Source organism: Bacillus cereus ATCC 14579 (genome assembly GCF_000007825.1).
GTDB lineage: Bacteria > Bacillota > Bacilli > Bacillales > Bacillaceae_G > Bacillus_A > Bacillus_A cereus.
The window spans coordinates 2,696,532-2,720,679 of sequence record NC_004722.1; the positions used below are offsets into that span (position 1 = coordinate 2,696,532).

Sequence of the window (24,148 nt, forward strand, 5' to 3'; positions counted from 1 at the left end):
TTGTTATGGAATGAATGTTTGAAGATAGTGAATAAAAGAATCTTTATTCTTTCACACATTGGTTTTATTGTGATGACGGTACTGTTATCTTGGGCATACACCAGTGATCTCAAGGCTGATGATACGGTGGCTCAAATAGTAAATGCTTTGCTTGGCCTATCGGGAATGCTTGTTATTCTACCTTGGGCGATTGTTTTGTCACCTCTTATTTGGACGGATGAGTATCAATATGGAACTTTGAAACAACTGTTCCTGCATACGTCCTCGCGCTCACGGTTGTATGTTGCAAAAATTGCTGCGATGATTTTGCTCATCATTACGGGTATTGTTAATATATGCATTGTTTCTTTGTTAGCGAATCTTCTGATGGCTCCCCAAAACATACAATGGGGCGACATGACGGATGTTATATATTCTATTGGAGCAATCGCATTGCAATGTTGCCTATATGCAAGTCTAGCATCCTTGATTGGCGTGTGGACGAGATTAGCTGCTATCGCAGTAGGCAGTAGCTTAGTGCTATACTTTTTACAAATGATATTTGGAGGTAGTCTCTTATCTACATCATGGACACACATTCTATTCATTCATCATGATGATTTAAGTGTCTATTGGAGCACGTCACAATATAAATCGGAATTAGTTGGCTTACTTATGTCGTTAGCGATAGATATCACCTATATTTTGTTTTTCTTTGCAATTGGATTATGGATGTTCGTCAAAGAGAGAGGAGCAGACTACACATAACACGGAGCTAAAAATGAGCAAAATAGAATACAGTTATGTCGCTTATACCAATACTCGGGATAAGGATATGGAAGATAAAATAATGAATGTGAAACAATGATAAGTGATAAGTGATTACGCTAGTCTAGTTAACCAGCAGCAATCTAGTACTTTATTTTTTTGTCAAAGACTACCGCTGATTTTACATTAAAGTCAATAATTGAAAAGTTAGAGAAAAAGAATAAAGAGTTTGAAGAAGAAAATAAAGCCTACTGATTACTTCATGAAGTTATAAAATTAGTACCGTACATATTAGACATATCTGAAATATACGGTACTAATTTTACTATTGATTCACTTATCTAACTTAAAGATAAGTATGTGGTCCTTTTACAATTTGAATTTCTTTTTAAGCTTCTTATATTTTCTATACGAACGTCTAACAATGTTTAACATAAAATACGGTATTTTAACCGGGAAAGGTAATTTATATATGAAAGGAAAATAAAAGGTGAAATATGCCTTTTCTAGGTCTCTCCACTTACTATCTTCTTTTGTTTTTAAGAAATCAGATACATCGACTACATATCCCCTTCCTTTTTCCATCATCACATTTTTCCCGTGAACATCACAAGGAGTTAACCCTTGTTCCCTCGCATACTCTAAAGCCTCATTAATATCAAGTATTACTTGCTTAGGAATTTTAATACCCTTATGAATAGCATCGTATAAGGTAATTTCTTTTAAACGTTTCAATACTATGAAATTTTCTCCTTTATATATAAGCTTTGAATAAGAAGGATGATTTCCAATTCTTCGGTATACTTCTGACTCTTTTTCAATTCCTTCTCCTTCTCGCACGTAAACTTTCACTACCCAATCTTTGTATTCTCTGTGCATGAATACTGCGGCATAATTACCTGTTCCTAAACACTTCCAAAGTCTAGGAATATCTTTAACTACTACAGGCTCGAATTCATCCTCACTTCGGATGCTTACCTCTTTTAATAATTCGTCATTTATCAATCCCACAAAACTATTTATACTCATCATTCCCACTCCGGTTTTGCTAAAAGGGGGCCCACCCACATTTTAACGAAAATATACACTAAGCGAATTTTAGCATAAAACGAGTCATCTTTCTTCTTAAAATAAAAAGCTAACTCGTTTTATTTAAACTGTTGAATACTTAATATTTATTCCGTTATTCATAGCCAAAAACCGTACGATATAAAAATATTTCTAATTATTTTCATTTTTTCAGAGTCAACTGTATAGGGCTTTTCTTAGTACAAGTTCTCTTCGTTCATTACCCATGCCAAATCTATAAAACATTGTTTAGAAGTGTAGCAAAGGTTTGTTAATGGTTCAATTCTTGTTCCACTACTATCTTTGTTAGCTAAAACTTTTATTGTTTTAATAGTCTTTTGTTTAATTCCCACAATGCTGTTTTGTTGCTATCCCATTTCAAAAACGTTACTGCTTCCTCAAAGCATAACCATTTATAATTGAAGTGTTCTTTAGATAATGATATGTTTTTTGTAGGGACTTTAACTCCAAAAGAAAATTCTTTTATTACATAAACCTCTTCTCCCCAAAGGAATCCTCCAACTACATCTTCTACTGATAGTGAAGACACAGAATCTAATTGTATATATGGACATTCTCTTGTAATACGAGCCTCTTCAAACGCTTCCCGTTTTGCTGATTCAATAGGAATCTCACCGTCTTCTCCGCCACCAGCTATTCCTTGCCAATAACCATAATCACTTCGGTTAAAAATGGCATATTGAATAGAATCGGCAGTTTTTATATAAGGAAATATCAATACTTGATATGGCGCTCTCATTACTTAACCTCCTCTCGAAAATAAGTTTTAAATCAATATGAATAAAGAGCCGCCATCACAATTCTACATTATTAGTGCAGGTTTATAATGTCGGCCCTCTATTTTTAAATAATTTTATTTTTCATAAACAGGCTTACTCTTAACAGAGGAAAAACTGATTATTTCTTGTCGAATTTGTTTAGCATGGTTTTTCCTAAATGTTAGCAGTACCCTATATTATTCAATTGCGCCAGCAACATCATAATCATTTAAATCTAATTCAATCGTTTGTCCGAGCGCTAGTTTAGCAAGTTCCGCTCCTAGATATGGACCAGCTGTTAAACCCGAAGCTCCTAATCCATTCGCAACGAGAATTCCTTCAAAGTTAGGTAGCGGTCCGATAACAGGTAAGAATCCTGGTGTGAATGGTCTGAATCCAACTCTCGTTTCAAGCATTGTAGCATTTTCTAAGCCAGGTGCAACTGCTAATGCCTTATGGAATACTTCATGTAAACCACCTGCTGTTACACGATGATCGAAACCAGTATCATTCTCATGTGTTGCACCAATTACGACATGACCATTGTCAAACGTTAAAATATATTGATCGTTTGGTGGCATAACAACTGGCATATTTTCTGTTGCTGTATTTTCAATTTGCAGATGAACAATTTGTCCTTTTTGGAATGTAACTAAGAAATTAATTCCTAATGGTTTCAAGATTTCATTCGCCCATGCGCCTACAGTTACAATAACCTTTTCCGCTAAAATTGTTTCATCGTTTACTGTAACTCCCGTAATATGATTTCCTTCACGGACTAATATAGCATCGCCTTTTATGAAAGTTGCACCATGTTTTTTCGCAGCACTTATTAATGCATTGCGTAATAATCTTCCATTTACTCGTGCAGCACCACTAATATGAACAGAACTATATTCGTCTGATAATGCTGGGAATAATTTTTTTGTTTCTTCAGCTGATAAGCGAGTTATTTCACCAATCTCCGGGGCATCTTCACGTCGTTTATAAGCTCGCTCTTCCATTTGATCTAACTTTTTCTCGTCAGTATGTAAACTAATTGCACCTACACGATTATATCCTGTGTCAGTTTCACCGTCTTCTTCTAATTGCTGAATTAACGAAGAATAGTAACGTGCACCGCCTTTAACGATTTTATACCATGCTTTATTACGGCGCTGTGATAGCCATGGACATACAATACCTGCTCCTGCATCGGTTGCTTGCCCTAATTGTTGGCGATCCACGATAGTAACATTCGCACCTGCCTTAGCAAGATGATAAGCAGTAGACGCTCCTAAAATTCCTGATCCAACTACAATATACGATTTCATTTCAAACACCTTTTCTCTTTTGCTAATTATATAAATATAAGAACATTCCTTAGTATAATGGAAGGAATGCTTTTTTCAATGTACTCATCACAATTAATTGTTGCAGCATTGTGACTTCCTTAATCATTATTTTTTCTTCTTACGGAATAATTCAATTGTTTTGTAGCCTTGTGAAAGGATTTCTATCATTTTCTCTAGACGTTTTTCACGTGTTTTTTCTTGTTTCACAGAAAAAAGATTACGTGCCCAATCTTTTTGGTATCCAGGCGTTAAACTTTGATAAAACTTAAGTTCATTCGGATGATTAGCTAATAATGCTTCAACATCTTTAATTCGATCTGCATAATCGGCAACACATTGACTCATAGCAGATGTTTTTGTTGTTTTTTTCTTTTCACGTTTTAAACCAACAACAGTAAAGACTTCATCCATACTTACCATTCGTGCAAATTTAATATCGCTTTCTCCCACATAACCATCTTCTCCAACGTTTAATGCCGGAAACATCTCATCACGGTGAATAAACGTACTATAACGAGCATTACCTTTTTTCGGATATGCGAAGAATACGTAACCTTTTTCAATTAGTAATTCTTCATTACTAATAATAAAATTCGTTTGTTTCACCATTTCATCAAGCGTTTCTACAAATATAAAGATAGCATCGTGTTCTTTTGAGAATGCAGTTTCTTTACCTGTAAAAATGTCATAATCACTTGGTTCGTTAATAACGACCATATTTGTATACTTATTAAGTTTCAATTTATCAATAACTGACATAATAATCTTCCTTTACATTCAAAATTCATTGTACATACTTTTTCGTACTGTTCTAGTGTATTATATGTATTAAGAAAATCAAACTTTAAATCGTATTATTCTGCTGCAAAAGAACATAATTCTTTACTAGATGGGGTGGTTTTATGCCATATGTAATCCGAGATGAAGGGCTAGTTTTACAAGGGGATGATGGAAAAGAACCAATTTTTCATACATATGAAGAAGCTGAGGAAACATTAAAAACATTAACTATACCGCAGTTTCCGAAACATATTAGAAGAAAACCATTTACACCAAAAATAATAAAGATAGCCGCTTCTGAATAAGAACCGGCTATCTTTATTATTCATAACTTAATAGCAAATAAAGTATATAAAAACTCTTTATATTGATCTTCTGTAATTTCACGCTTAGTTTTTTCCCCATGAATAATTTCGGTTAAACTTGTATTCGTTAATGAAATATGGCCAGAGTTCGTCAACTTTACTGCAATTGGTCCTTTATTAAAAATAGACTTCTCATCTTCTATCACTCTTCTTTGAACATCATTTACTACTATCTCATCAATAATATGTTTATAAAAAGCATGACAAACTTTCCATTCTCCAGCAGCATCTATTCTTTCTAAAACATAATTTCCTTTATTCGTATCTTTCCGTCTCACCCGGTACGAACCATTTTTTGAAGAAACCGACTCGCCAGTAAAAGGTACAGGAACAAGAGGTACTAACGAAGCTATACCTATATCAATTAAATACTGTACATTATCATAAGTTAAAATAATTGTTATATGGCCATCCTCAAGTGCCCATGCATTTATATCGTTTTTATACACCGTACCTAATGCCAGTTGTACATCATAGCCACAGTCTCTTAAGAAATAGTAAAAAAGAGTATTTAATTCGTAGCAAAGTCCACCACGGGAACTAGTTAAAATTTTCTCTCGTAAGTTTTCCAGAGAGATTTGATTCGTATTTCGTGCTATAACATCTAAATTCTCAAATGGTATAGTATGCGCAAACGAAAAGAGTATGGTAGGTAATTCTTCAAACGTTACATCATTACGTTTTTTAAGATTTAATCTTGTGAAAAGCTGATCTTGTAAACTTGTCATATTTAGCACCCCTTAAAAATTTATAAGTTTAAATAATATATGCTGATTGTAAATTTTAAGGGGCACTGTAACAATGTACATTTCATTTAACTGTACCGGTACAAAAATTACGATTCACATAGGAGGTGTCATTACACATGTTTTTTGTAATCACTTCTTTTTGGGGCAAATCAAAAGCTACGAATATAAATTTAATAGTTTATCTATAGGCAAATTATTACTATCACTTAAATCAACAAAATATTTGAAGTTGCCACGTTTGGCTCTTTTTAGCTTGATTACTAACAGTGGTATCCCAAACAGGATAAATCCTCATTGCCATTTTCCCTGTTTGACTTTGTGTTCTCAATATTTTTTCTTTAAGAAGAATCTCTTTAGGCAAAAATAAATTGCCCTAGTTTATTATCAGCAATACAAGTGATTACTAATAAATCAGGAGCAGCTTCATAAGAGAAAGCTCTATTTCGCATATTTTCATCTTTCTCCCAAAAAGAAACAAATTGACCAATTTTATTAGGTGTAACTTTTGATTTTCTAAAACGAATGGTTTTGTTATTTAAGTGGAATAAACATCCGGCATATTCTGCGTTTTGCTTTTCTTCTTTTAGATTCGTAATCATTAAGTTGTTAGGTTTGTAAACTATATTATTTAAATTTTGGATTATAATATTAAAATTGTTCAAAAAAACTCCCCCTTTATTCATCTCTTAGTTTACCACAAACATCAGTTCTTCTATATCGTATATAATTATGAACTAAGTGAAATGGGGGAATTTAGCAGGATATAATTATTACTTTAATGTACTTAGTTTTTCAATTGCTTGTTGTTCAGTTGCTAAGTAAAAAATGTCATTTCCTTTATTACATTCATAAATAAAATCTTTTAAGCTTTTACTAGTATACATAGAGAAATCTCCAACAATAGCAATCTTTACCTTATAGTTTATAAACTTTTGAAGGATATCACCCGCAAGCCGTGTTTTTAGGTCAAAGAAATCTTCACTTATTAAAGATTTATGGATAATAATATGTTTCGCATCTACCTCATTTTGAACTGTTGCCATAGTATCTAATGCAGACTGAACATCCGATATTAATACCTTATCGTTTCTAATGACCGCAATATTGATTCCATCGATTACTACTTTCTTTATTTCCATAGTCCCACCTGTACAGAGATAATAAAGTTGTTTAATTTACAATAAAGTCATTTAAAAAATAATATAGTAGTTTAAAAATCCTTCTTCTACTAACGAGGCAGGTTAGTGGAAGAAATAGCAAGTGGGTTTAACTAGGAGAAGTGTCGATGACATTACAGAAGATACCGAGGTGTCTTCTGTTTTTTAAATTAAGGATATCGATAAATTAAGATTTATTTACTTAACATTGTACTTATTTTCGGACCGAGGCATCTAATCGGTGAGTATATACAAACCAAGTAATGCTTGCTGTTAATAATGTTGACGAAATTAAAGCTGTAAGAACACTATATGTTTGCCAAATAAGTATCGTTGACCAATCGAAGGCAAAAAACATTATACACTGGGCAATAGTAGCGATTAGGAAAATAATTGTTACGATTGTTCTCTTTTTTGTCATTGGCTGCTGCTCATTCGTTTTCCCTTTTCTTAATCCTAAGAAAAATAACAGAACGGCTAATAGGCAAAGAATAATTGTGGTAGACGACAAAATGATGTCCAAAAGCTGTGTGCCACTTATCTCATATGACTGAGTTAGATTGCCGTTTAATATATTTTTAACTTGTAGTACCAGGTTTATATTGGTATTTGCGCCGTTGCTCAGTAAGCAGATGGCTGTTCTTTCATTTGGCAGTATGCTACTTTGGTACTAAAATTTGGATTACCCCCAGTGTGTTCTATAAACGTTTGTTCGGCGTTTACCGACCAACCTGCCGCATAATACATATCATTGACAGCCGAAACAGACATATCACCTCTATGTGATTTTTCGATGGCCCTGTGAAATATTTCGGGTATGTCCTGCACGATACCCATCTGTATGCCCATCCAACGCGCCATATCTTTTGTATTAGAAATGATATAGCCGGCAGGTTTATTCCCGGTATAATACGGAGCGTTAAATGGAGTTGTTATAAAAAAGGAAGAACGGTAACCCTGTGCTAACTGTCCAGTGGCTTGAGCATCTTCTTTATAAACATACGTCTGGTGAAGACCTAAGGGTAGAAATACTTGCTCCTTCATAAAGTCTTCATAGCTTTGTCGTGATACAATCTCAATAACCAAACCCAATACGTCATAATTAACGGTTCCATAGTTATATTGTTCACCAGGAGAGAACGCCAATTCTGCATCTACCAGCGTTTCCACAGTCTTTTGCAACATATCAGGCGTATTACCTTGTGGAATATTTTGAAGATGTCTAATATTTGTTAGGCCGCTGGTATGGTGAAGAAAGTTATTTAGTGTAAGGTTTTGCATATCAACAGGTTTACCTTGATACTTTAACGTAAACCAAGGTAAATATTTTTGGATAGGGTCAGTCATTGATAGCAGCCCTTGCTCTTCCAATAGCAAAATCCCCATACCAGTAAAAGCTTTACTCACCGAGGCCAACTCATAGAGTGTATTTTCACTTGCAGACAGTCCCTTTTCAAGATCTGCATACCCAGAAGAAAAGTAGAACACTTCACCATCAGCAAGTATTGAGAGTGACATTCCAGGCACACCTGACGTACGACAGGCATCATCTAGCAATGCTTGTATTGCCACAGATTTCGAATCTGACAACGCATAACTTTGTGTTGCGAATCCTGAGAATAATATAAATATCGTTAATACAAAAACAATAGTCTTTTTCATACACTCTCCTTTCTGAAGAATTATAAGGGTATAAATAACTTATTTTTATAACTATAAACTAAATTCTGATTTATATTTCTATTTATCTATATAATATCAAATAATTATGAAGAGTTACACTTAAACTAACGGGGGCGTTAGTTTAATAAGAAGTAAACAACTTTATTATTCATTTTTTAAGCATTACATAAGCAGATGGATATAATTTGAAACAACTTTAAAGAGCCTTGCTGCATATAGAATGTAGTAAGGCTCTTATCTTTTTTAATCAAAATTCAATAACTTTATTATCACTATACACCACCCCTTTATAATTTACACAGTATGAGTAAAATTGTTTTACAAAACTTCGTATTAATCATAGATTAAATTAGCCACAGCTATTAAAATCGCTTCTATTTTTTGTTGTAAACATCTATTTTTTACTACTAATACGGTCAATGAAATTAATGATAGTTTCTCTTTTTTATATTTTTTAATATATATATGGGATTACTTTTACTTGTTATAAAAATATTGTGGAGTAACATAACTTAACAAACTATCCAAAGTGTTAATCTCGGCATATGGTTGTATTTTGGTAGTATTCTTGATTTTCTGAGGGTTAAACCACACACCTTTTATATTTGCATTTTGAGGACCAGCAATATCCTTTTCTAAGTCATCCCCAACGAATAAAGTATTTTCCGGTTGTAAATTTAACTTATTTAATGCTAGTTCGAATATACGTTTATCAGGTTTACTAAATCCCACTTCTTCAGAAATAATGATTGTTTCAAAATACTTATTTAAATTCGTGTTAAATATTTTAGCTTTTTGCCTCTGAGTTGAGCCATTTGTTATAATTCCAACTTTACAGTGCTTCTTTATTTGATTTAAGAAATGAATAGTATTTTGGTCTATTGAAAAACATCTAGGGAAATTATTATTCCAAAAATCTTGGATGTAATTGCGTGGCAATCTATACCTTGGCGTGAATTCATCAAACAATGATTCTAAAACTGTCGTTTTATTACTTATACCATATTCTCTTTTATCGTATTCTTTGAATTTCTGTAACATGTTGCTTTTAGCCGCACCATCTACATTTTCATAACACTTTTCTAAAACAATTAAAAATAATGCCTCTACTGCTTTATCCCTATCAAGTAATGTATCATCTAAATCAAACAGCATCGCTTTATAACCCATCAAATCATTTCACAACCTTTCTATATTTCCTAGTAATCATCAAAAGTAATCAAAAAAACAATTCATATCAAAGAACTCATAATAGAACGATATTCTAAGAGTTAAATCAAAAATCCTTCTTCTGTTTGTTAATTGATGTGAAAGTACACGATTTCAACTAAGGTAGTAGGTGAATTTTTTAATTGTAATTTCTAATTTTCAGATTAATTCGAAGGTATTTTGTGATAAGCTGTACTTAAAGATTAAATATAAAGGATGATTCATATGCAAATAAGACCAAAGGTAAGTGAATATAACTCCTATTATGCAACGTATACCAACTTGGTATCAGACGGAAATATCATATATATTCTAGAACAACAAATGAAGGAAACAAATCTTTTATTAAAGGGAATTTCTGATAGTGAGGGACTTTTTCGATACGCTCCTACTAAATGGAGTATAAAAGAAGTAATCGGCCATATTGCAGATACAGAACGTATTATGGCATATCGCTTGTTATCTATTGCTCGAGGCGAGACAGCGGAACTTCCAGGCTATAACGATGATATGTATGTTCTTAAAGCTGCTTTTGATAAGCAATCTATGCAAGATCTTCTTGAGAATTTAATAGTTGTTCGCCAATCTACCCTGTATTTACTTAGAAGCTTAGATAAAGAAGCTTGGTCACAAAGAGGAAATGCGAATAATTCTGAAGTTACAGTTCGTGCATTAGCATACATCATTGCTGGTCATGAGCTTCATCATCTTCAAATTATAAAAGAACGTTACCTTGGTTCTGATGTATATCCAGCAACTTAATGTTTGAAGAAAAAGAGTCCTATTTATGTAGGGCTCTTTTTCAGAATTTATAACGGATTAGCGCTTAGAACCATGGCAATTAAATGTCTTTATTTATAAAATTCACCACATAATATATATGTTATCCCCTCTTATTCTGTACATAATTTTATTTAGGCTGATATACTATAAACACAATAGTTCTGGAAAGGTGATGATATTATGTATGAACAACAAAATAATAGAGATAGAAATCAAAAAATGATGTTTTCTATGCAAGGAGTTCCCACAAATAAAATTAATATGCATCAATTACCTAAATGGATTAGAGTTTTTGGCTATTGTGCGTTTGGTTGGATGATAGTATTTAGTTTAATTATGATTGTAGGTTTAATTCTGCAATAACTATACAGAGTAGGTAAACGGGACGATATTTAGGTCATACATCTAGGTAATGTCCCGTTTTTTATGTGTGATTATCCCATGATATAAGTAACCGATTATAATAAAAAGAACCTGTAGAATATCTTACAAGTTCTTTTTCAAATATTATTAAAACGGGAACAACAAACTATTTTAACATTCAGTACAGGGAGACCATTTTGATTATGGCTTGATTTTATGATAAATCAAATTTCACCTGTTCAAGAAAAGCTAGAAAACAAATTCAAAAATGCAGTCGTTGTTGAATATTGGTAAGAAGTTAGTCAATTTAAGGAACTTATAGAAAAAAGAGAGGTTAAGATTGATTTAATGTATGTAACATAAAAAATATATTTATTATATAATTTCCACACAATAAATATAGAGAACCTATTTGTGAATATCTATATGGGAATTTAAGTTGTTCCTCATAGAAATTACATCTTTTAATACGAAAAGAAGCAAGTTAACATTCTTTTATATGGATAAAAATATTAACTTGCTTCTTAAATTTTAGTATAAATTATTTATTGTAAGCTTTATAATATAATATGCAAATTTATCACCTGTTTTTATAATTCAAGCACCTACTATTAGGAAAAGAGAATATTTCCTAATTAATTTAAAACATAAATTTTGTCTATGTTTTAAACAATATGTACTTTGGAGGAGGTTAATTTGATTTTTTCAAAACTCATTGATCGGTACGCCTTATATGATTTACACAAAAAAAGAAGTGTAGCGTTTCAGTTTACTTCCCTTTCTAACACTTCATTAAATATAAAGGACATAGAATCTTTTTATAAAGTAAAACCATCACATATTCATTTTGACATTAAGCATTCAAAGCAGGAAAATGAATACATGCTTGGACAATTCAACTATAAAAGCTCGATTCAATCCGGTGATTCACGCAACGACTCTGTAACTGGGGAATTATTCTTACATGAAAATGAAAATGCACCTCATGTTATCTTTGTTCACGGTTGGAGAATGGATTCTAACGAACGTGTGAAAAAAATATTCCACGATCATATGACCAGCCTGAAGTGGAATATGTATTATTTCACTCTACCCTATCATTTTGAAAGAAAACCCGATCAATCCTTATTCAGTGGAGAGTATATGGTAAGTGCAAATATTGAACGAACAGTACAAGCAACTAGACAAGCGGTAGCTGATTTACGAGCTTTGATTAAATGGATTAAAACAAATAAAAATGGGCCCCTGATTCTAATAGGAATTAGTTTAGGCGGATTTATTACTAACTTAACCTCTCTTGTTGAAGAAGAAATTGATGTGTTAGCATCCATTTTCTATGCAAATCGACTTTCTTATTCTATTTGGAATACAATTCCGGGTAAATTTATTAGAGAAGACTTGGAACATCATGGTGTTACGTATGATGATTTAATAGATTATTGGAAAATCACTGAACCGAGTCAAGCATTGCCAAAAGTAAAAAAAGAAAATATTTTATTAATTTCAGGTAAGTGTGATTTATATGTGTATTCTGAGGATACAGACTACTTGTGGGAATCTTGGGAAAGACCTACACGATATATTTATACATGTGGGCATGCTGGGATAGTTCTTAAACGTAAAAAAATTGCAGCTGATACTATTAATTTTATTCAAAATCGATTGAACTCCCCGCACTTATCTAATGTCGTGCCTTAAATCGCGAGATTACTAAGCACATAATCTTATACTTGTAATGTTTCATTTTAACCAATTACATATATAAATCATTGTCATGCTAATCCATACACAATAAAAAAATGAAAGATCCCCTAATGAAACATTAAAAAGGGAAGAACCTTAATGAGTTCTTCTCTTTTTGTTTGTTCTTTATTGAATTGTAATTTAATTACAGTATGTGAAATTATGCTATATTAATTTTAAAAGCGAAGTAAAGGTTGTTTTTACTTCGCTTTTTCATTTGCAATCCTTATTAACTTTGCTCAATTCAGTATTTATTTCTACACTCTTCGCTTTTATTTAATCGTTTTTTCTGATTTTAAAACAATGGAACTTAATGCAGGAACTTTAATTTTATTGTCATGGACAACATAAAGTGGTTTACTTCTCGCCTGCTTGCCATCTACTAGTACTTTCCAAGGCCCTTTCGATGGAAGTGTTATTTCAACCGCTTCTCTATTTGCATTGTGAGCCACTGTAAAGTATTCATGTTTATTCCCCTCTATTATATAAGCTACAGTATTTTTTGGAGCATCAATAAATGATACGTGTGTTTTTATTTGCTCTGCAGATGTCATTCGAAAAGCTGAGTACTTTTTGCGTAATTCTATTAAACCCTTCATATAATCTACTTCATTATTAAACGTTGCACGGCGCAGCCAATCCATCTGGTTAATTGAGTCTGGAGATTTGTAACTATTATGATCACCGTATTTCGTCCGCATAAACTCTTGCCCTGCATGTAAAAATGGAATTCCTTGTGATGTTAATAAAATCGAAGAAGACAATTTGTGCATTTGTGTTCGCACTTCATCGCTGTCACCTGGATTAGTTAACTCAAGTTTATCCCATAATGTATGATTGTCATGTGCTTCCACATAAGTTAGCACCTGCTCTGGATCTTGATAGGTAGACGAATTTGTATCGTAGTCAATACCTGCCGTAATACCTTTTTTAATACGATCTTCCATGTTTTCCTTTCCATTTATAAAACCATTTTCTTTTTCCTCAAATACACTACCTTTTAACCCATCACGTATATTATCGTTAAAATGAGCAATCCCTTTCATTTTCTCTGCATTTTTTTGATTTGCTTTCAGCTCAGCTGCAAGAGGTGTATTTAAATCCCATCCTTCTCCGTGTAGTATAATAGAAGGGTCAATTTGATTAACAGCTTTACGTATTTCATTCATCGTTTCATAATCATGAATACCCATTAAATCAAAACGGAATCCATCTAAATTGTATTCTTTTGCCCAATATGTGACGGAATCTATCATAAATTTCCTCATCATTTTTCTTTCTGAAGCAGTATCATTTCCTACTCCAGTTCCATTTGCAAATGTTCCATCTTCATTGTAACGATAATAATAACCTGGAACTAACTTATGGAAATTAGATTCAGCAGCGTTATACATATGGTTATATACTACATCCATCACCACTCGAAGATTATTATCATGTAGTGTTTGAACCATTTGCTTTAATTCAGTTATTCGCACAGTCGGCTCATAAGGATTTGTAGAATAGGAGCCTTCTGGAACATTGAAATTTTTAGGATCATATCCCCAGTTATATTGTGGTTCATTTAAAGTCTCTTCATTTACAGAAGCATAATCAAATATCGGTAAAAACTGAACGTGAGTAACACCAAGATCCTTTATATGATCAAGTCCTGTTTTTACACCTTCTGGCCCTTTTGTTCCTTTTTCTGTTACACCTAAATACTTCCCTTTCTGTTTAATACCACTTTCAGGTTGAATGGAAAGATCGCGTACATGTAACTCATAAATAATAGCATCTTCCGGATTTTTAAATTTTGGCTTTTTGTTTGCTTTCCATTTTTTCGGATTTGTTTCTTCTAAATTAACGACTGCACCTTTATCCCCATTTACAGAAGCAGCACGCACATATGGATCAACCGCTTCAGTCCACTTATCACCAATTTTGACCTTATACGTATAAAAGAGCCCTTTTTGGTTCCCTTTTAGTTCTGCTGTCCAAGTTCCCTTTTCACCTTGTTGCATGTTTATTTCAGTACCTATTTTATCGTTCCATTTTTTATATGTAACTAACTTCGCTTCGCTTGCAGTAGGAGCCCATAAACGGAACTTTGTATGTTGCGGAGTATATGTATTTCCTAAATCGTTACCACCATAATAAAATAAATTATCAAATTCTTCGCTACGAATGACTTTACCAATTTCAGTATTCGTATCAGCTAAGTTTTCTATTTTAACTTTGTATGTTTGTTTTAAATCAATTTTCTGTTCCGTAATTATTTTGACCTTATTAGTAATATCGCCACTGTTTATATCATAAGGAGTAATATTCTTAATTTTAATGCCTTCAATTTCAATTTTCTTTTCCTTAATATGAAACGGGACATTAGTCGTTACAGTAATTTCATGGAAACTATCAATAGTTGCTTTTTGAATTGAGAGATCCGATGAAGGCTTAGAGTTATATACTTTTTCATCACCCGAAAGGATCCATACTTCAGCACGACCGTCCTTTATATTTTCAATCCAACGATCCCCACCATCTTTTTCCCATTCATTTGTTCGAACTATAAATCCTACACGATTATAGTCACCGTCTATTTTTATCTTAGCGTATTTTCCAAATTCATCTTCACCAGTAAATTGATAAGATGTACCATTTGCATTTTCTCCCCATAACCAAAGATTCCAGTCTTTTGTATTTCCAAGCTTTTCTTTGTAATGAATGATAATTTCAGTTGTTTTCGAATTTGAAACTGCCTTCACACTCTGAAAGGAGAAAACAGATGATAACATAACGATTAAAGTAAGTAATAAAACTGTTTTGTTAATTAATCTTTTTGTAATTTGCATCACATACACCCTTTCTTCAAATATTACTAACGATTTATTATGCTTACACTGAATAACACTGCTTAAATTAATCTAGAAATCTCTTTTACTTCACCTCCATATCGGCTATTTTCACGTATGTATTTCAATGACCTTTTAATACGAAAACGTTTGCATTAGTACTTAAAAAAATAGATTTGTTTATGCCTTCATATATTTGTAAATACTAAAAGATCAGGGAAAACATTTTAAAGCAATCGTTTGTTATCGCTTTCATTTTATAGACTTTCTATCAAGAGGTCAATATATTATTAATTTTCTGTTTTTATATATTTTAAACCTTATTTATTTGTCACAACTTCTTACAGATAAAGTGCCTCATTATTGCTTAGTCAGTTTATTTTCAACGATACATTGCCACGTAAAAAACAGCTAATATCCTTAAAATGACATTAGCTGTTTTTCATAATGTATTAATATATGAATGATAACTATATTTCTAAATTACTTAATTTTTGCTGCATCAAATGCTTTTTGAACTGCTTGAACTTCAGCTGTATTCGCACCATATTTATTAGTTGCCACTCGAATACATGCTGATCTCAATTCTTTGAAATTAGAAGTCATGTTTAACTCATCTGTATTTGCATAATAGAAAATATCAAACATTTTATCTTCACCAATTCCTTTAACAGTTACTCCGTTATGAGTTCCGCCTTTTGCAATCAGATACGCAACTTTATTAATAATACTTGAATTAAAATGAACACCGCCTTGATCCCATCCATTAAAATCGTTAAATTCACTGTAATCATCTGGATAAGGCACTCCAAGTGAAGATGGAACAGAAGCTGGGTTTTCCATATCACGGAAAACAGATCCCGTTTGTTCTCCCATTGTCCAGTTAAAGTTTCCATTATTTACGTATTTCTCAATAGATGTTCCCATAATATCAGATAGCGCCTCATTAATCGCACCGGATTCCCCGTAATATTCAAGATTAGATTCGCTAGAAGTAACAGCATGTGTAAATTCATGTCCAGCTACGTCATATGCTTTAACAATAGGATCGCCATATACAAGCATACTTCCATTATTAGCACTTAATGCATTCTGCCAATTTTTCGGATCATTCGTCTCTTCAGAATCCCAAGCGTGTACAACTGAAACTACCTTTTGTCCCTTATTATCAAAGCTATTACGCTTGTATTTATCTTTATAAAAATCAAATACTTTTGTTGCTAAGTAATGAGCACTTACTGCTTTTGGATCGTTAAATGTTGCCGAAGTACTTGTCGCTAATGTACCAGGATAATAGCTTTCTTCTTTAGTAATATCTCTGTAATTCACATCATATGTTTCAATGCCTTGCCCTCTTGTATAATCAGCAAGAGCATATTTGCCATTACTTTGTTTAGAGATACCAAATGAACGATTAATACCTAAATCATCTTTTCCTGTTCCGGTTAATGATGTAAGACTGCTTTGTTTACTTTTCTTTAAAGCTCCAACTAGTTTGTCACTGGCCTTTAAGTTAGATTCTTGTACCATATTTTTTAACATATCACCATTTTGTGCATTTACTAAATAAGTACCAGAAACATAGTTTGGTGTTGCAGCTTCAAATTTAACTTGGTATGCATTTTTAGCTTGTCCATTATTTTCATCAACAAAAATAACCTCTTTAACTTCTGGCTCAGAAATAAACTTGATATCGTTCCCGTATTTCGTATAAATATATTGTTTTGCTTCATCTTTTGATAGATTAATAGGTTTTTTCAATTCTTCTTGTTTTAAATTTTGCGCGCTATCACCTGAAACACTTTTAATAACACCCTTATTATCTACGTGTGCAGTTAATTGATGTCCATATACTTCTTTTCCTTCGTATGTTTGCTGCATACGCACAAGTGTAGTTCCATCATACGAACCACGTTTTTGAAGGACTTTATAATCTACTCCTGCTTCTCCATTGACTTGTTTTTGGGACAGAGCTTGTTCTGTTTTCTCCTTAAGTGCATCCTTTACTACATTTTCTGGTGCCTTTTGTGACGGCTGTGTAAGTTCACCCGAACGGAACGATTCCTCCTGAATTTGAACTTGTAGTTGATCTGTTTCCTCTGCATGACCTACCCCATATGGTGCCACAGCTGTTAAAGCTAATCCTGTTGTTAATGCTACCTTAGTTAATGTCTTTTTGTTTTTCATTATTTCACCTCGTATAATTTTTGAAATAGAAAGCTTGTACAAAGTATACTGTCTATTAATGTCTAAAAAAAGAGAAAATACACAATTTATGTAACATTATGCAAAATTACATAAATTGTGGTCAATATTATAAATAATGAACGGAACACATATGTACATTAATTTGAATAAAAGAGAGTCCTTATAGGTGCTCACCCAATTGGTTAGTTATTAATTATCTATATTCATTGTAATAAAAGTATACTTACCTCTAAATAACAACATAAAAACCCACTCTTTACTATTGTAAGAGTGGGTTTAATGTTATTAAAATAACAATTACTATAAGAAATTTTATAATTTATATTTTTTTAGTAATCCTACTAAGTTTTTTGTAAAATTCACCTTTTGTCTTTACATGATTAAACTGATTTGGATTAATATTTGCTTTTTGTGAGAGTAATATAATCTCTTCTTTTGAAATTGAGTCTTTCGTATTTATAGATGCTATATTTGTGTATTTTCCGTCTTCTGTTTTTGGAATTTCTAAAATCCCTTTATTCACAAGATCAACTACCGCCTTATGCTCTGAAGAATGTAAATCTACACCAGTAATTTTCCAATTATGCATAACTTTTGGTGTGTATACACCGTTCTTTACCTCTTTTAAATATGTAATAGCAAGGTTACGAATGGTTCCGCCTGTTTCTCCAAATGCATTCTCTTGTTTAGATGACCAAATTTGTTCAAACTTACGCCCCTCTAAAGCTCCACCTTTTGCCTGAAGAGCCTCCATTCTATATGCATTCATTCCCAACGTCATAACATCGCTCATTTTGATTGGTTTGTTTGTACGAATAGAGCGTAAATTTGTAATTCTGCTTCCATATGGTTTTGTTAAGTCAATTTCGTATTTTACGCCTCCAAAGAAATCGTTCGTACTGTATTTAGATGCACGGCGGGTTTTATCAAAGCTAACGGTTACATCTCCGGCACGAGATGAGTTAAAATATCCTGCTGCCCATTCCATATAGTCTTTTAAATCTTTTCCAGAAATCTTATATACTGTAATTTCTCCCAAGGCATATTGGTAATTGTACGCAATATCTTTTTTCTTAATAGGGCCTGTATCTAAACGGGCATAATCATTATCAATTTGATGGGCTACTACATCTGCTTTACTGTAGTAGAGCATAACTTCATGAAAGAAATCTGATAAAGGTGTTTCTTGAATCTGAACACTTGGAATACCCTTTATTTCATTTTCAGGAACAAGATTTCTACCCTTTAATTGAGCGACTACAACATTTGCATCTCCTCTCGCATATTCGTGAAAAGGTGTTAATGTTTCTTCAAGTGTAGGATCGGATAATATCGTTGTCCCATCAGCATTTTTTACAGGTATAGCGGTAGCAGTTTTATTTTTTAAAGCCAACTTCCCATCTTGCTTTGTAAAAGTAAGGTCAATACGTGAAATATGTGTTCCATATTTATCTGGTTCTGTAATAATTACGCCATTTACAACTTCTTTTTTTACAAGTTTATGCATATGAGCCGCAAAAATAGCGCTTAGTTCCGGACAAGCATTTGCAATATCTTGAACACCAGTACCAGGGATACCATTCTCATTTTCTAATCCCATATGCATAACTCCTACCATTACATCTACTTTACCTTCTAATTCCTTAATTGCCTTTTTCGTCTCTTCTACTGGATTTTTCACCACTAAACCATTTAAGTGATCTGTCCCTTTTTCAAAATCACTAATCATTGGTGTATTCATACCAATAATCCCAACTTTAATTCCACCTTTTTCTACAATTGTATATGCAGGAAGAAAGCGCTCTCCATTTTCCTTATAAATATTTCCTGCTAACGTTTTTCCCTTATATTGCTCACTAACTTTTTTCCAATGTATCTAATCCAAAGTTGAATTCATGATTTCCAAATGCCCAGGCATCATATCCCATTGTATTCATCGCTACCATCATTGGCGATTGTGGCTTATCGTTGAATAATTCTACTGAGTTTCCTTGAATTGTATCCCCGGCATCTACTAATATGGTATTTGGATTTTCTTGACGGACCTTCTTTATAACCGTATAAAGCTGCGTCAAACTTCCACTCATATTTGCTCCATCAAGCGCATAATCCCAAGGCATAAATCTACCATGAATATCTGCAGTACCTAACAATGTGATATTAACTTCAGATTCCTCAGCCTTAGAGATAGATGGTTTGACTATTACTGCCGTTCCAAACAGTAATAGAATTACAAAGTAACATACATAGTTCTTCCATTTCATTTTTTGCATAATAATAATATTTCTCCCCTTTTTGTACTTTCATAAAGTTGCTTGAACTTTAAAAATGTAACTTATTATTCAGGAAACTTCAACTACAAAAGATAATTTTGAAGGTGGTTCTGTTGCAAAAATAAAGAGAATAAATTGCATACATCCTCTAACAGAATTGTATTTTATCATTTCCTGACAGAATACCCCTTCCTTAAGAGTGTGAAGTGTACTTTCAAAATAAGGACATATCATTTATCATCATAAAAATCATCATTTCAATTTATTAAAACGGGCATATACAATATGTTATGATGATTAATTTTTTGAGTTTCGTTGCTGATTTATCTCCTTCTAAATAAAAACATTTTCAAAAAAATAACCCCGCTCTTCATTTAAGACGGGGTTACACTTATACAGAAAATCGGATAGTTTCATATTTTCTTAAGCTTATTGGTCACTTTCAACTAATTTCATTCTATTTTTGTTTTCTTCTGAATCAATATGAATCAACCGTTTCCCCTGTTTATAATACGTATCAATAAATAGGGAATAATTTTTACTTTTCAATTTCACAAAGCAATTTTATCTCTTTTATTTGTGAAATATGACGCTGTTCATGCAAATAGATCAGTTCTATCCACTGATCAAGGGATAATTCTCCAAGAGCTGGATGCATCACTGATTTTTTCGCTAATATAGACTCATCTTCTATTGTACTCAGGAAACGCATCAATTCTTTTCTTGATTCGTTTAGCATATTGAGCATTTGCTCCACTTCAAATGGTTCTATACTTGGTTCAATCATTTCTGGAGCTATAAACTTTTTCGTTCTATCTAATAAAATAGTGTGAATTTCTTTACGCTCATTTTGGGTACTATCTAACTTTTTTAACCCTGAGGAAATAACTGTTATCACTCTCTCATCTAATAAAACTAAATGATGACAAACTTGTGCAATACTCCATTTATCCTTATCTGGTTTCCTATTAAATTGAGCATCACTCAACAAAGTAATTTCCTCAAATAATTGATCTCTCGTTTCATAAAACTTGTCATTTACAAATGTATCCATGTGGATTCTCCTTTCATTGCAACCTACATACTTAAATTTCTACGCTAGAGATATTATCTTCAAAAAAAGTTTTTCTTTCACTACTATTCCAATTTTATTTTAAAGCCACAAATGAACTTATTTGTTTTTTTATATCTTTTTAATTGGCACAAATAAATCAACCTTTAACTTTCCGTCTAGATCTTCAGCAACATTATTTAAGCAAAACTCTAAATTATCTCTATCATAATCTGCATCATACTCACTATTTGGTAGCCACTCTGCATACATGTATTGATACGCTTCACTTAATTTATGAGGTTCATCATAGAACTGGAATAGACCATATGTACCTCCATCTAATCTTTTAAATTGCACAGTATGATACTTTTCTTTATCGAAGTTTTCAGGAATCGTAATACATGCATCATGCCGGCACTTATGACTTGCAACAAGTTCAGGATTATCCAATGATATTCCGATAAATGATTGCTCTGGTGGATACAGTTTATTTTCAATTGACCAATTCAGTAACTTTCCCCAGTGATCTTGCGGTTCAAAGTAGCTACCAGTTCGTCTTATATACGCTACTTCTAATGGTGGTAATTTTTTTATAACAACTTTCATTTATATCTTCTCCCCTATAAATATGTACACTGTTTAATTAGCTTTCTTTAACATTTATTCCTTCTTAAATAAAAAGAATTCTCTAATCATATAAAGTGAAACTTTAATCAGCGGGAGATGAATTTGAATTGAAATATAATTAATTACTATTACTACTAAAGTAGTATGTACTTTCATACTTTTATTTGATTTTACATTCTTTTTAAATCGATATATTAATTGTAAGAAAATAAAAAGGTGGAGGATTTTAATTGATTAAAGGAATATACGAAGCGCATTTACCAGTGAGTAATTTACAACAATCTATCGAATTTTATGAAAAACTAGGGTTGAAGTTAGCCTGGAGCGATGAATCAACAGCATTCTTTTGGATTGAGGAAGGGAAAAGTTGGCTAGGATTATGGGCGGGCTCTGAATACGAAACAAAATATCATCCTTCTTTACGTCATATTGCATTTAGAGTTTCCTATGAGGATTTAAAAGAATCATTACATTGGTTACACTCACTTCAAATTAAAGCTGTTCCGTTTGGGAGTAATGAATCTATTGAACCCTTTGTCCGTCCACATCAAGGTAATGCATCTGTTTATTTTATTGATCCAGATGGTAATAGCTTAGAACTTATTTGTCATATTGTTGTACCTAACGCACTAAAACATATAACTGATAAATTATCCTTTAAAGATTGGGAGACGCTATTAGCTGACACATTTGAATGAATATTAGTTATAAATCATAATGGCTCGCTTTTATTTTTATAACATGTATAACAATCTTGAATAATAATGTCCTATCAATTTATCATTAAATAAATGTAAAAAATGACCCTATTTATTCATTTTTAATGCGTATGTATGTACATTTGTTAATTTATTCGATATATTATGGGTATTGAATGATTACGTAAAGTGTATAGGTCGCTTATATAACACCTTATATTTTTATATCCGTGAAAACTACAAAGTGTATGAAAATCCATTTGTCAAATGAATTTAGTGCGGAAGGAGGTTTGTGGTTACTTCATAGGGTATAATAATCAGTTTTTTACTGATAAAAATATAGGAGGCGACATAATGTTTCGTACGATTTCAAATTTCATGAGAGTAGCTGAGATAAGAAGGAAAATCCTTTTTACACTAGCGATGTTAATCGTTTTTCGAATTGGCACGTTTATTCCAGTTCCTCATACTAACGCAGAGGTATTAAAAGTACAAGATCAAGCTAACGTTCTAGGTATGTTAAACGTATTTGGTGGAGGAGCATTGCAACACTTCTCAATCTTTGCTGTAGGTATTACACCATATATTACAGCTTCCATCATAGTACAGTTACTACAAATGGATGTTATACCTAAATTTTCGGAATGGGCAAAGCAAGGAGAAATGGGCCGTAAGAAATCAGCTCAATTCACTCGATACTTTACAATCATTCTCGCATTCATACAGGCCATCGGAATGTCTTATGGCTTTAATAATATAGCAGGTGGACAATTAATAACAGATCAAAGCTGGACTACATACTTATTTATTGCGATAGTTTTAACTGCAGGTACTGCATTTTTACTTTGGTTAGGCGAACAAATTACCGCTAACGGAGTTGGTAATGGTATTTCGATGATTATCTTCGCAGGTCTCGTTGCCGCGATTCCAAATGTTGCAAATCAAATTTATTTACAACAATTCCAAAATGCTGGCGATCAGCTATTTATGCACATAATAAAAATTGTTTTAATTGGACTCGTAATTTTAGCGATAGTTGTTGGTGTTATTTACATTCAACAAGCTGTACGTAAAATACCGATCCAATATGCAAAAGCTGTTTCAGGAAACAATCAATATCAAGGAGCAAAAAACACTCATTTACCGCTTAAAGTAAATAGTGCTGGTGTTATACCAGTTATCTTTGCTTCTGCATTTTTAATGACGCCGCGTACAATTGCGCAGCTCTTCCCTGATTCAAGCGTATCAAAATGGTTAGTTGCAAATCTTGATTTCGCACATCCAATTGGAATGACACTTTATGTCGGTCTTATCGTTGCTTTCACATACTTCTACGCATTTATTCAAGTAAATCCTGAACAAATGGCTGAGAATTTGAAAAAGCAAAATGGATATGTTCCTGGTATTCGTCCTGGTAAAGCAACTGAACAATATGTAACTAAAATTTTATACCGTTTAACATTTATCGGTGCAATTTTCTTAGGTGCAATTTCTATATTACCGCTCGTATTCACGAAAATTGCTACGTTACCACCTTCTGCTCAAATTGGTGGTACAAGCTTACTTATCATTGTCGGTGTAGCACTAGAAACTATGAAGACGTTAGAAAGCCAGCTTGTAAAACGTCATTATAAAGGCTTTATTAAAAAAGTGAATTAACTATCAAAAACACAGTTGGTTATTTTTCCAACTGTGTT

The 24,148-nt window shown here is 32.6% G+C and carries 18 protein-coding genes and 3 pseudogenes; 7 read left to right on the forward strand and 14 right to left on the reverse strand.

Annotation, left to right across the window (positions count from 1 at the left end; all coding sequences use genetic code 11):
- Positions 1-747, forward strand: a complete 747-nt coding sequence (locus tag BC_RS13600; RefSeq protein ID WP_000964515.1) for an ABC transporter permease — start codon at positions 1-3, stop codon at positions 745-747.
- A gap of 369 nt (positions 748-1,116) precedes the next feature.
- Here BC_RS13600 and BC_RS13605 read toward each other — a convergent pair whose 3' ends face one another.
- From BC_RS13605 to BC_RS13620, 4 genes are all read right to left on the reverse strand, one after another.
- Positions 1,117-1,776 carry a serine/threonine protein kinase gene (locus tag BC_RS13605; protein WP_000026539.1) on the reverse strand — a complete coding sequence of 220 codons (660 nt, stop codon included), beginning with the start codon at positions 1,774-1,776 and terminating at the stop codon, positions 1,117-1,119.
- Between the two features lie 358 nt (positions 1,777-2,134).
- Positions 2,135-2,575, reverse strand: a complete 441-nt coding sequence (locus BC_RS13610; protein WP_001202590.1) for an NUDIX hydrolase — start codon at positions 2,573-2,575, stop codon at positions 2,135-2,137.
- Between the two features lie 216 nt (positions 2,576-2,791).
- Positions 2,792-3,907, reverse strand: a complete 1,116-nt coding sequence (locus tag BC_RS13615) for an NAD(P)/FAD-dependent oxidoreductase (RefSeq protein WP_000844385.1) — start codon at positions 3,905-3,907, stop codon at positions 2,792-2,794.
- Between the two features lie 126 nt (positions 3,908-4,033).
- On the reverse strand, positions 4,034-4,687 hold the full coding sequence (locus BC_RS13620) for a YdeI/OmpD-associated family protein (RefSeq protein ID WP_000110844.1): 654 nt from the start codon (positions 4,685-4,687) through the stop codon (positions 4,034-4,036).
- 143 nt (positions 4,688-4,830) lie between these two features.
- Between BC_RS13620 and BC_RS13625 the strand changes: the two genes are divergently transcribed.
- Positions 4,831-5,013: a hypothetical protein gene (locus BC_RS13625; protein WP_001147158.1), complete on the forward strand. Its 183-nt coding sequence runs from the start codon at positions 4,831-4,833 to the stop codon at positions 5,011-5,013.
- A 20-nt stretch (positions 5,014-5,033) separates the two neighbouring features.
- Here the strand turns inward: BC_RS13625 and BC_RS13630 are convergent, their stop codons facing one another.
- From BC_RS13630 to BC_RS13650, 5 genes and pseudogenes are all read right to left on the reverse strand, one after another.
- Entirely contained in the window at positions 5,034-5,801 is a 768-nt protein-coding gene (locus BC_RS13630) for an arylamine N-acetyltransferase family protein (RefSeq protein ID WP_000202746.1), read from the reverse strand.
- Between the two features lie 177 nt (positions 5,802-5,978).
- Positions 5,979-6,484, reverse strand: a pseudogene (locus BC_RS13635) (MepB family protein).
- A gap of 108 nt (positions 6,485-6,592) precedes the next feature.
- Positions 6,593-6,961: a DUF4180 domain-containing protein gene (locus BC_RS13640; protein WP_000403456.1), complete on the reverse strand. Its 369-nt coding sequence runs from the start codon at positions 6,959-6,961 to the stop codon at positions 6,593-6,595.
- Between the two features lie 232 nt (positions 6,962-7,193).
- A pseudogene (locus BC_RS13645) lies at positions 7,194-8,641 on the reverse strand (serine hydrolase domain-containing protein).
- Positions 8,642-9,139: 498 nt separating this feature from the next.
- Positions 9,140-9,832 carry an HAD-IA family hydrolase gene (locus tag BC_RS13650; RefSeq protein WP_000540712.1) on the reverse strand — a complete coding sequence of 231 codons (693 nt, stop codon included), beginning with the start codon at positions 9,830-9,832 and terminating at the stop codon, positions 9,140-9,142.
- 264 nt (positions 9,833-10,096) lie between these two features.
- Here BC_RS13650 and BC_RS13655 point away from each other — a divergent pair, with 264 nt between their 5' ends.
- The 3 genes from BC_RS13655 (at position 10,097) to BC_RS13665 (ending at position 12,715) form a co-directional block, all read left to right on the forward strand.
- Complete coding sequence (locus tag BC_RS13655; protein WP_001167131.1) at positions 10,097-10,633, forward strand: DinB family protein; 537 nt, start codon at positions 10,097-10,099, stop codon at positions 10,631-10,633.
- A 201-nt stretch (positions 10,634-10,834) separates the two neighbouring features.
- Positions 10,835-11,017: a hypothetical protein gene (locus tag BC_RS13660; RefSeq protein WP_000273240.1), complete on the forward strand. Its 183-nt coding sequence runs from the start codon at positions 10,835-10,837 to the stop codon at positions 11,015-11,017.
- 696 nt (positions 11,018-11,713) lie between these two features.
- Positions 11,714-12,715, forward strand: a complete 1,002-nt coding sequence (locus tag BC_RS13665; protein WP_000577694.1) for an alpha/beta hydrolase — start codon at positions 11,714-11,716, stop codon at positions 12,713-12,715.
- A gap of 317 nt (positions 12,716-13,032) precedes the next feature.
- Here BC_RS13665 and pulA read toward each other — a convergent pair whose 3' ends face one another.
- From pulA to BC_RS13690, 5 genes and pseudogenes are all read right to left on the reverse strand, one after another.
- Positions 13,033-15,591 carry a type I pullulanase gene (gene pulA, locus BC_RS13670; RefSeq protein WP_001167516.1) on the reverse strand — a complete coding sequence of 853 codons (2,559 nt, stop codon included), beginning with the start codon at positions 15,589-15,591 and terminating at the stop codon, positions 13,033-13,035.
- A gap of 483 nt (positions 15,592-16,074) precedes the next feature.
- On the reverse strand, positions 16,075-17,778 hold the full coding sequence (locus BC_RS13675) for a M4 family metallopeptidase (RefSeq protein ID WP_000791446.1): 1,704 nt from the start codon (positions 17,776-17,778) through the stop codon (positions 16,075-16,077).
- Between the two features lie 340 nt (positions 17,779-18,118).
- A pseudogene (locus tag BC_RS13680) lies at positions 18,119-20,072 on the reverse strand (bifunctional metallophosphatase/5'-nucleotidase).
- A 538-nt stretch (positions 20,073-20,610) separates the two neighbouring features.
- Positions 20,611-21,126: a DinB family protein gene (locus tag BC_RS13685; protein ID WP_000379366.1), complete on the reverse strand. Its 516-nt coding sequence runs from the start codon at positions 21,124-21,126 to the stop codon at positions 20,611-20,613.
- 129 nt (positions 21,127-21,255) lie between these two features.
- On the reverse strand, positions 21,256-21,732 hold the full coding sequence (locus BC_RS13690) for an AraC family transcriptional regulator (RefSeq protein WP_000869608.1): 477 nt from the start codon (positions 21,730-21,732) through the stop codon (positions 21,256-21,258).
- Positions 21,733-21,983: 251 nt separating this feature from the next.
- On the opposite strand from BC_RS13690, the gene BC_RS13695 reads away from it, so the two are divergent.
- Both BC_RS13695 and secY read left to right on the forward strand, forming a co-directional pair.
- Positions 21,984-22,451, forward strand: coding sequence for a VOC family protein (locus BC_RS13695; RefSeq protein ID WP_000589640.1), 468 nt, complete (start codon positions 21,984-21,986; stop codon positions 22,449-22,451).
- Between the two features lie 354 nt (positions 22,452-22,805).
- A complete protein-coding gene (gene secY, locus BC_RS13700) occupies positions 22,806-24,110 on the forward strand; it encodes a preprotein translocase subunit SecY (protein WP_000490130.1) in 1,305 nt (434 codons plus the stop codon).
- Positions 24,111-24,148 lie beyond the last annotated feature (38 nt).

Coding starts and splice junctions, on each gene's coding strand:
- BC_RS13685 (WP_000379366.1), bottom strand. CDS start 21,126: ATGGATACATTTGTAAATGACAAGTTTTATGAAACGAGAGATCAATTA.
- BC_RS13655 (WP_001167131.1), top strand. CDS start 10,097: ATGCAAATAAGACCAAAGGTAAGTGAATATAACTCCTATTATGCAACG.
- BC_RS13610 (WP_001202590.1), bottom strand. CDS start 2,575: ATGAGAGCGCCATATCAAGTATTGATATTTCCTTATATAAAAACTGCC.
- pulA (WP_001167516.1), bottom strand. CDS start 15,591: ATGCAAATTACAAAAAGATTAATTAACAAAACAGTTTTATTACTTACT.
- BC_RS13615 (WP_000844385.1), bottom strand. CDS start 3,907: ATGAAATCGTATATTGTAGTTGGATCAGGAATTTTAGGAGCGTCTACT.
- BC_RS13630 (WP_000202746.1), bottom strand. CDS start 5,801: ATGACAAGTTTACAAGATCAGCTTTTCACAAGATTAAATCTTAAAAAA.
- BC_RS13650 (WP_000540712.1), bottom strand. CDS start 9,832: ATGGGTTATAAAGCGATGCTGTTTGATTTAGATGATACATTACTTGAT.
- secY (WP_000490130.1), top strand. CDS start 22,806: ATGTTTCGTACGATTTCAAATTTCATGAGAGTAGCTGAGATAAGAAGG.
- BC_RS13675 (WP_000791446.1), bottom strand. CDS start 17,778: ATGAAAAACAAAAAGACATTAACTAAGGTAGCATTAACAACAGGATTA.
- BC_RS13640 (WP_000403456.1), bottom strand. CDS start 6,961: ATGGAAATAAAGAAAGTAGTAATCGATGGAATCAATATTGCGGTCATT.
- BC_RS13690 (WP_000869608.1), bottom strand. CDS start 21,732: ATGAAAGTTGTTATAAAAAAATTACCACCATTAGAAGTAGCGTATATA.
- BC_RS13625 (WP_001147158.1), top strand. CDS start 4,831: ATGCCATATGTAATCCGAGATGAAGGGCTAGTTTTACAAGGGGATGAT.
- BC_RS13660 (WP_000273240.1), top strand. CDS start 10,835: ATGTATGAACAACAAAATAATAGAGATAGAAATCAAAAAATGATGTTT.
- BC_RS13605 (WP_000026539.1), bottom strand. CDS start 1,776: ATGAGTATAAATAGTTTTGTGGGATTGATAAATGACGAATTATTAAAA.
- BC_RS13620 (WP_000110844.1), bottom strand. CDS start 4,687: ATGTCAGTTATTGATAAATTGAAACTTAATAAGTATACAAATATGGTC.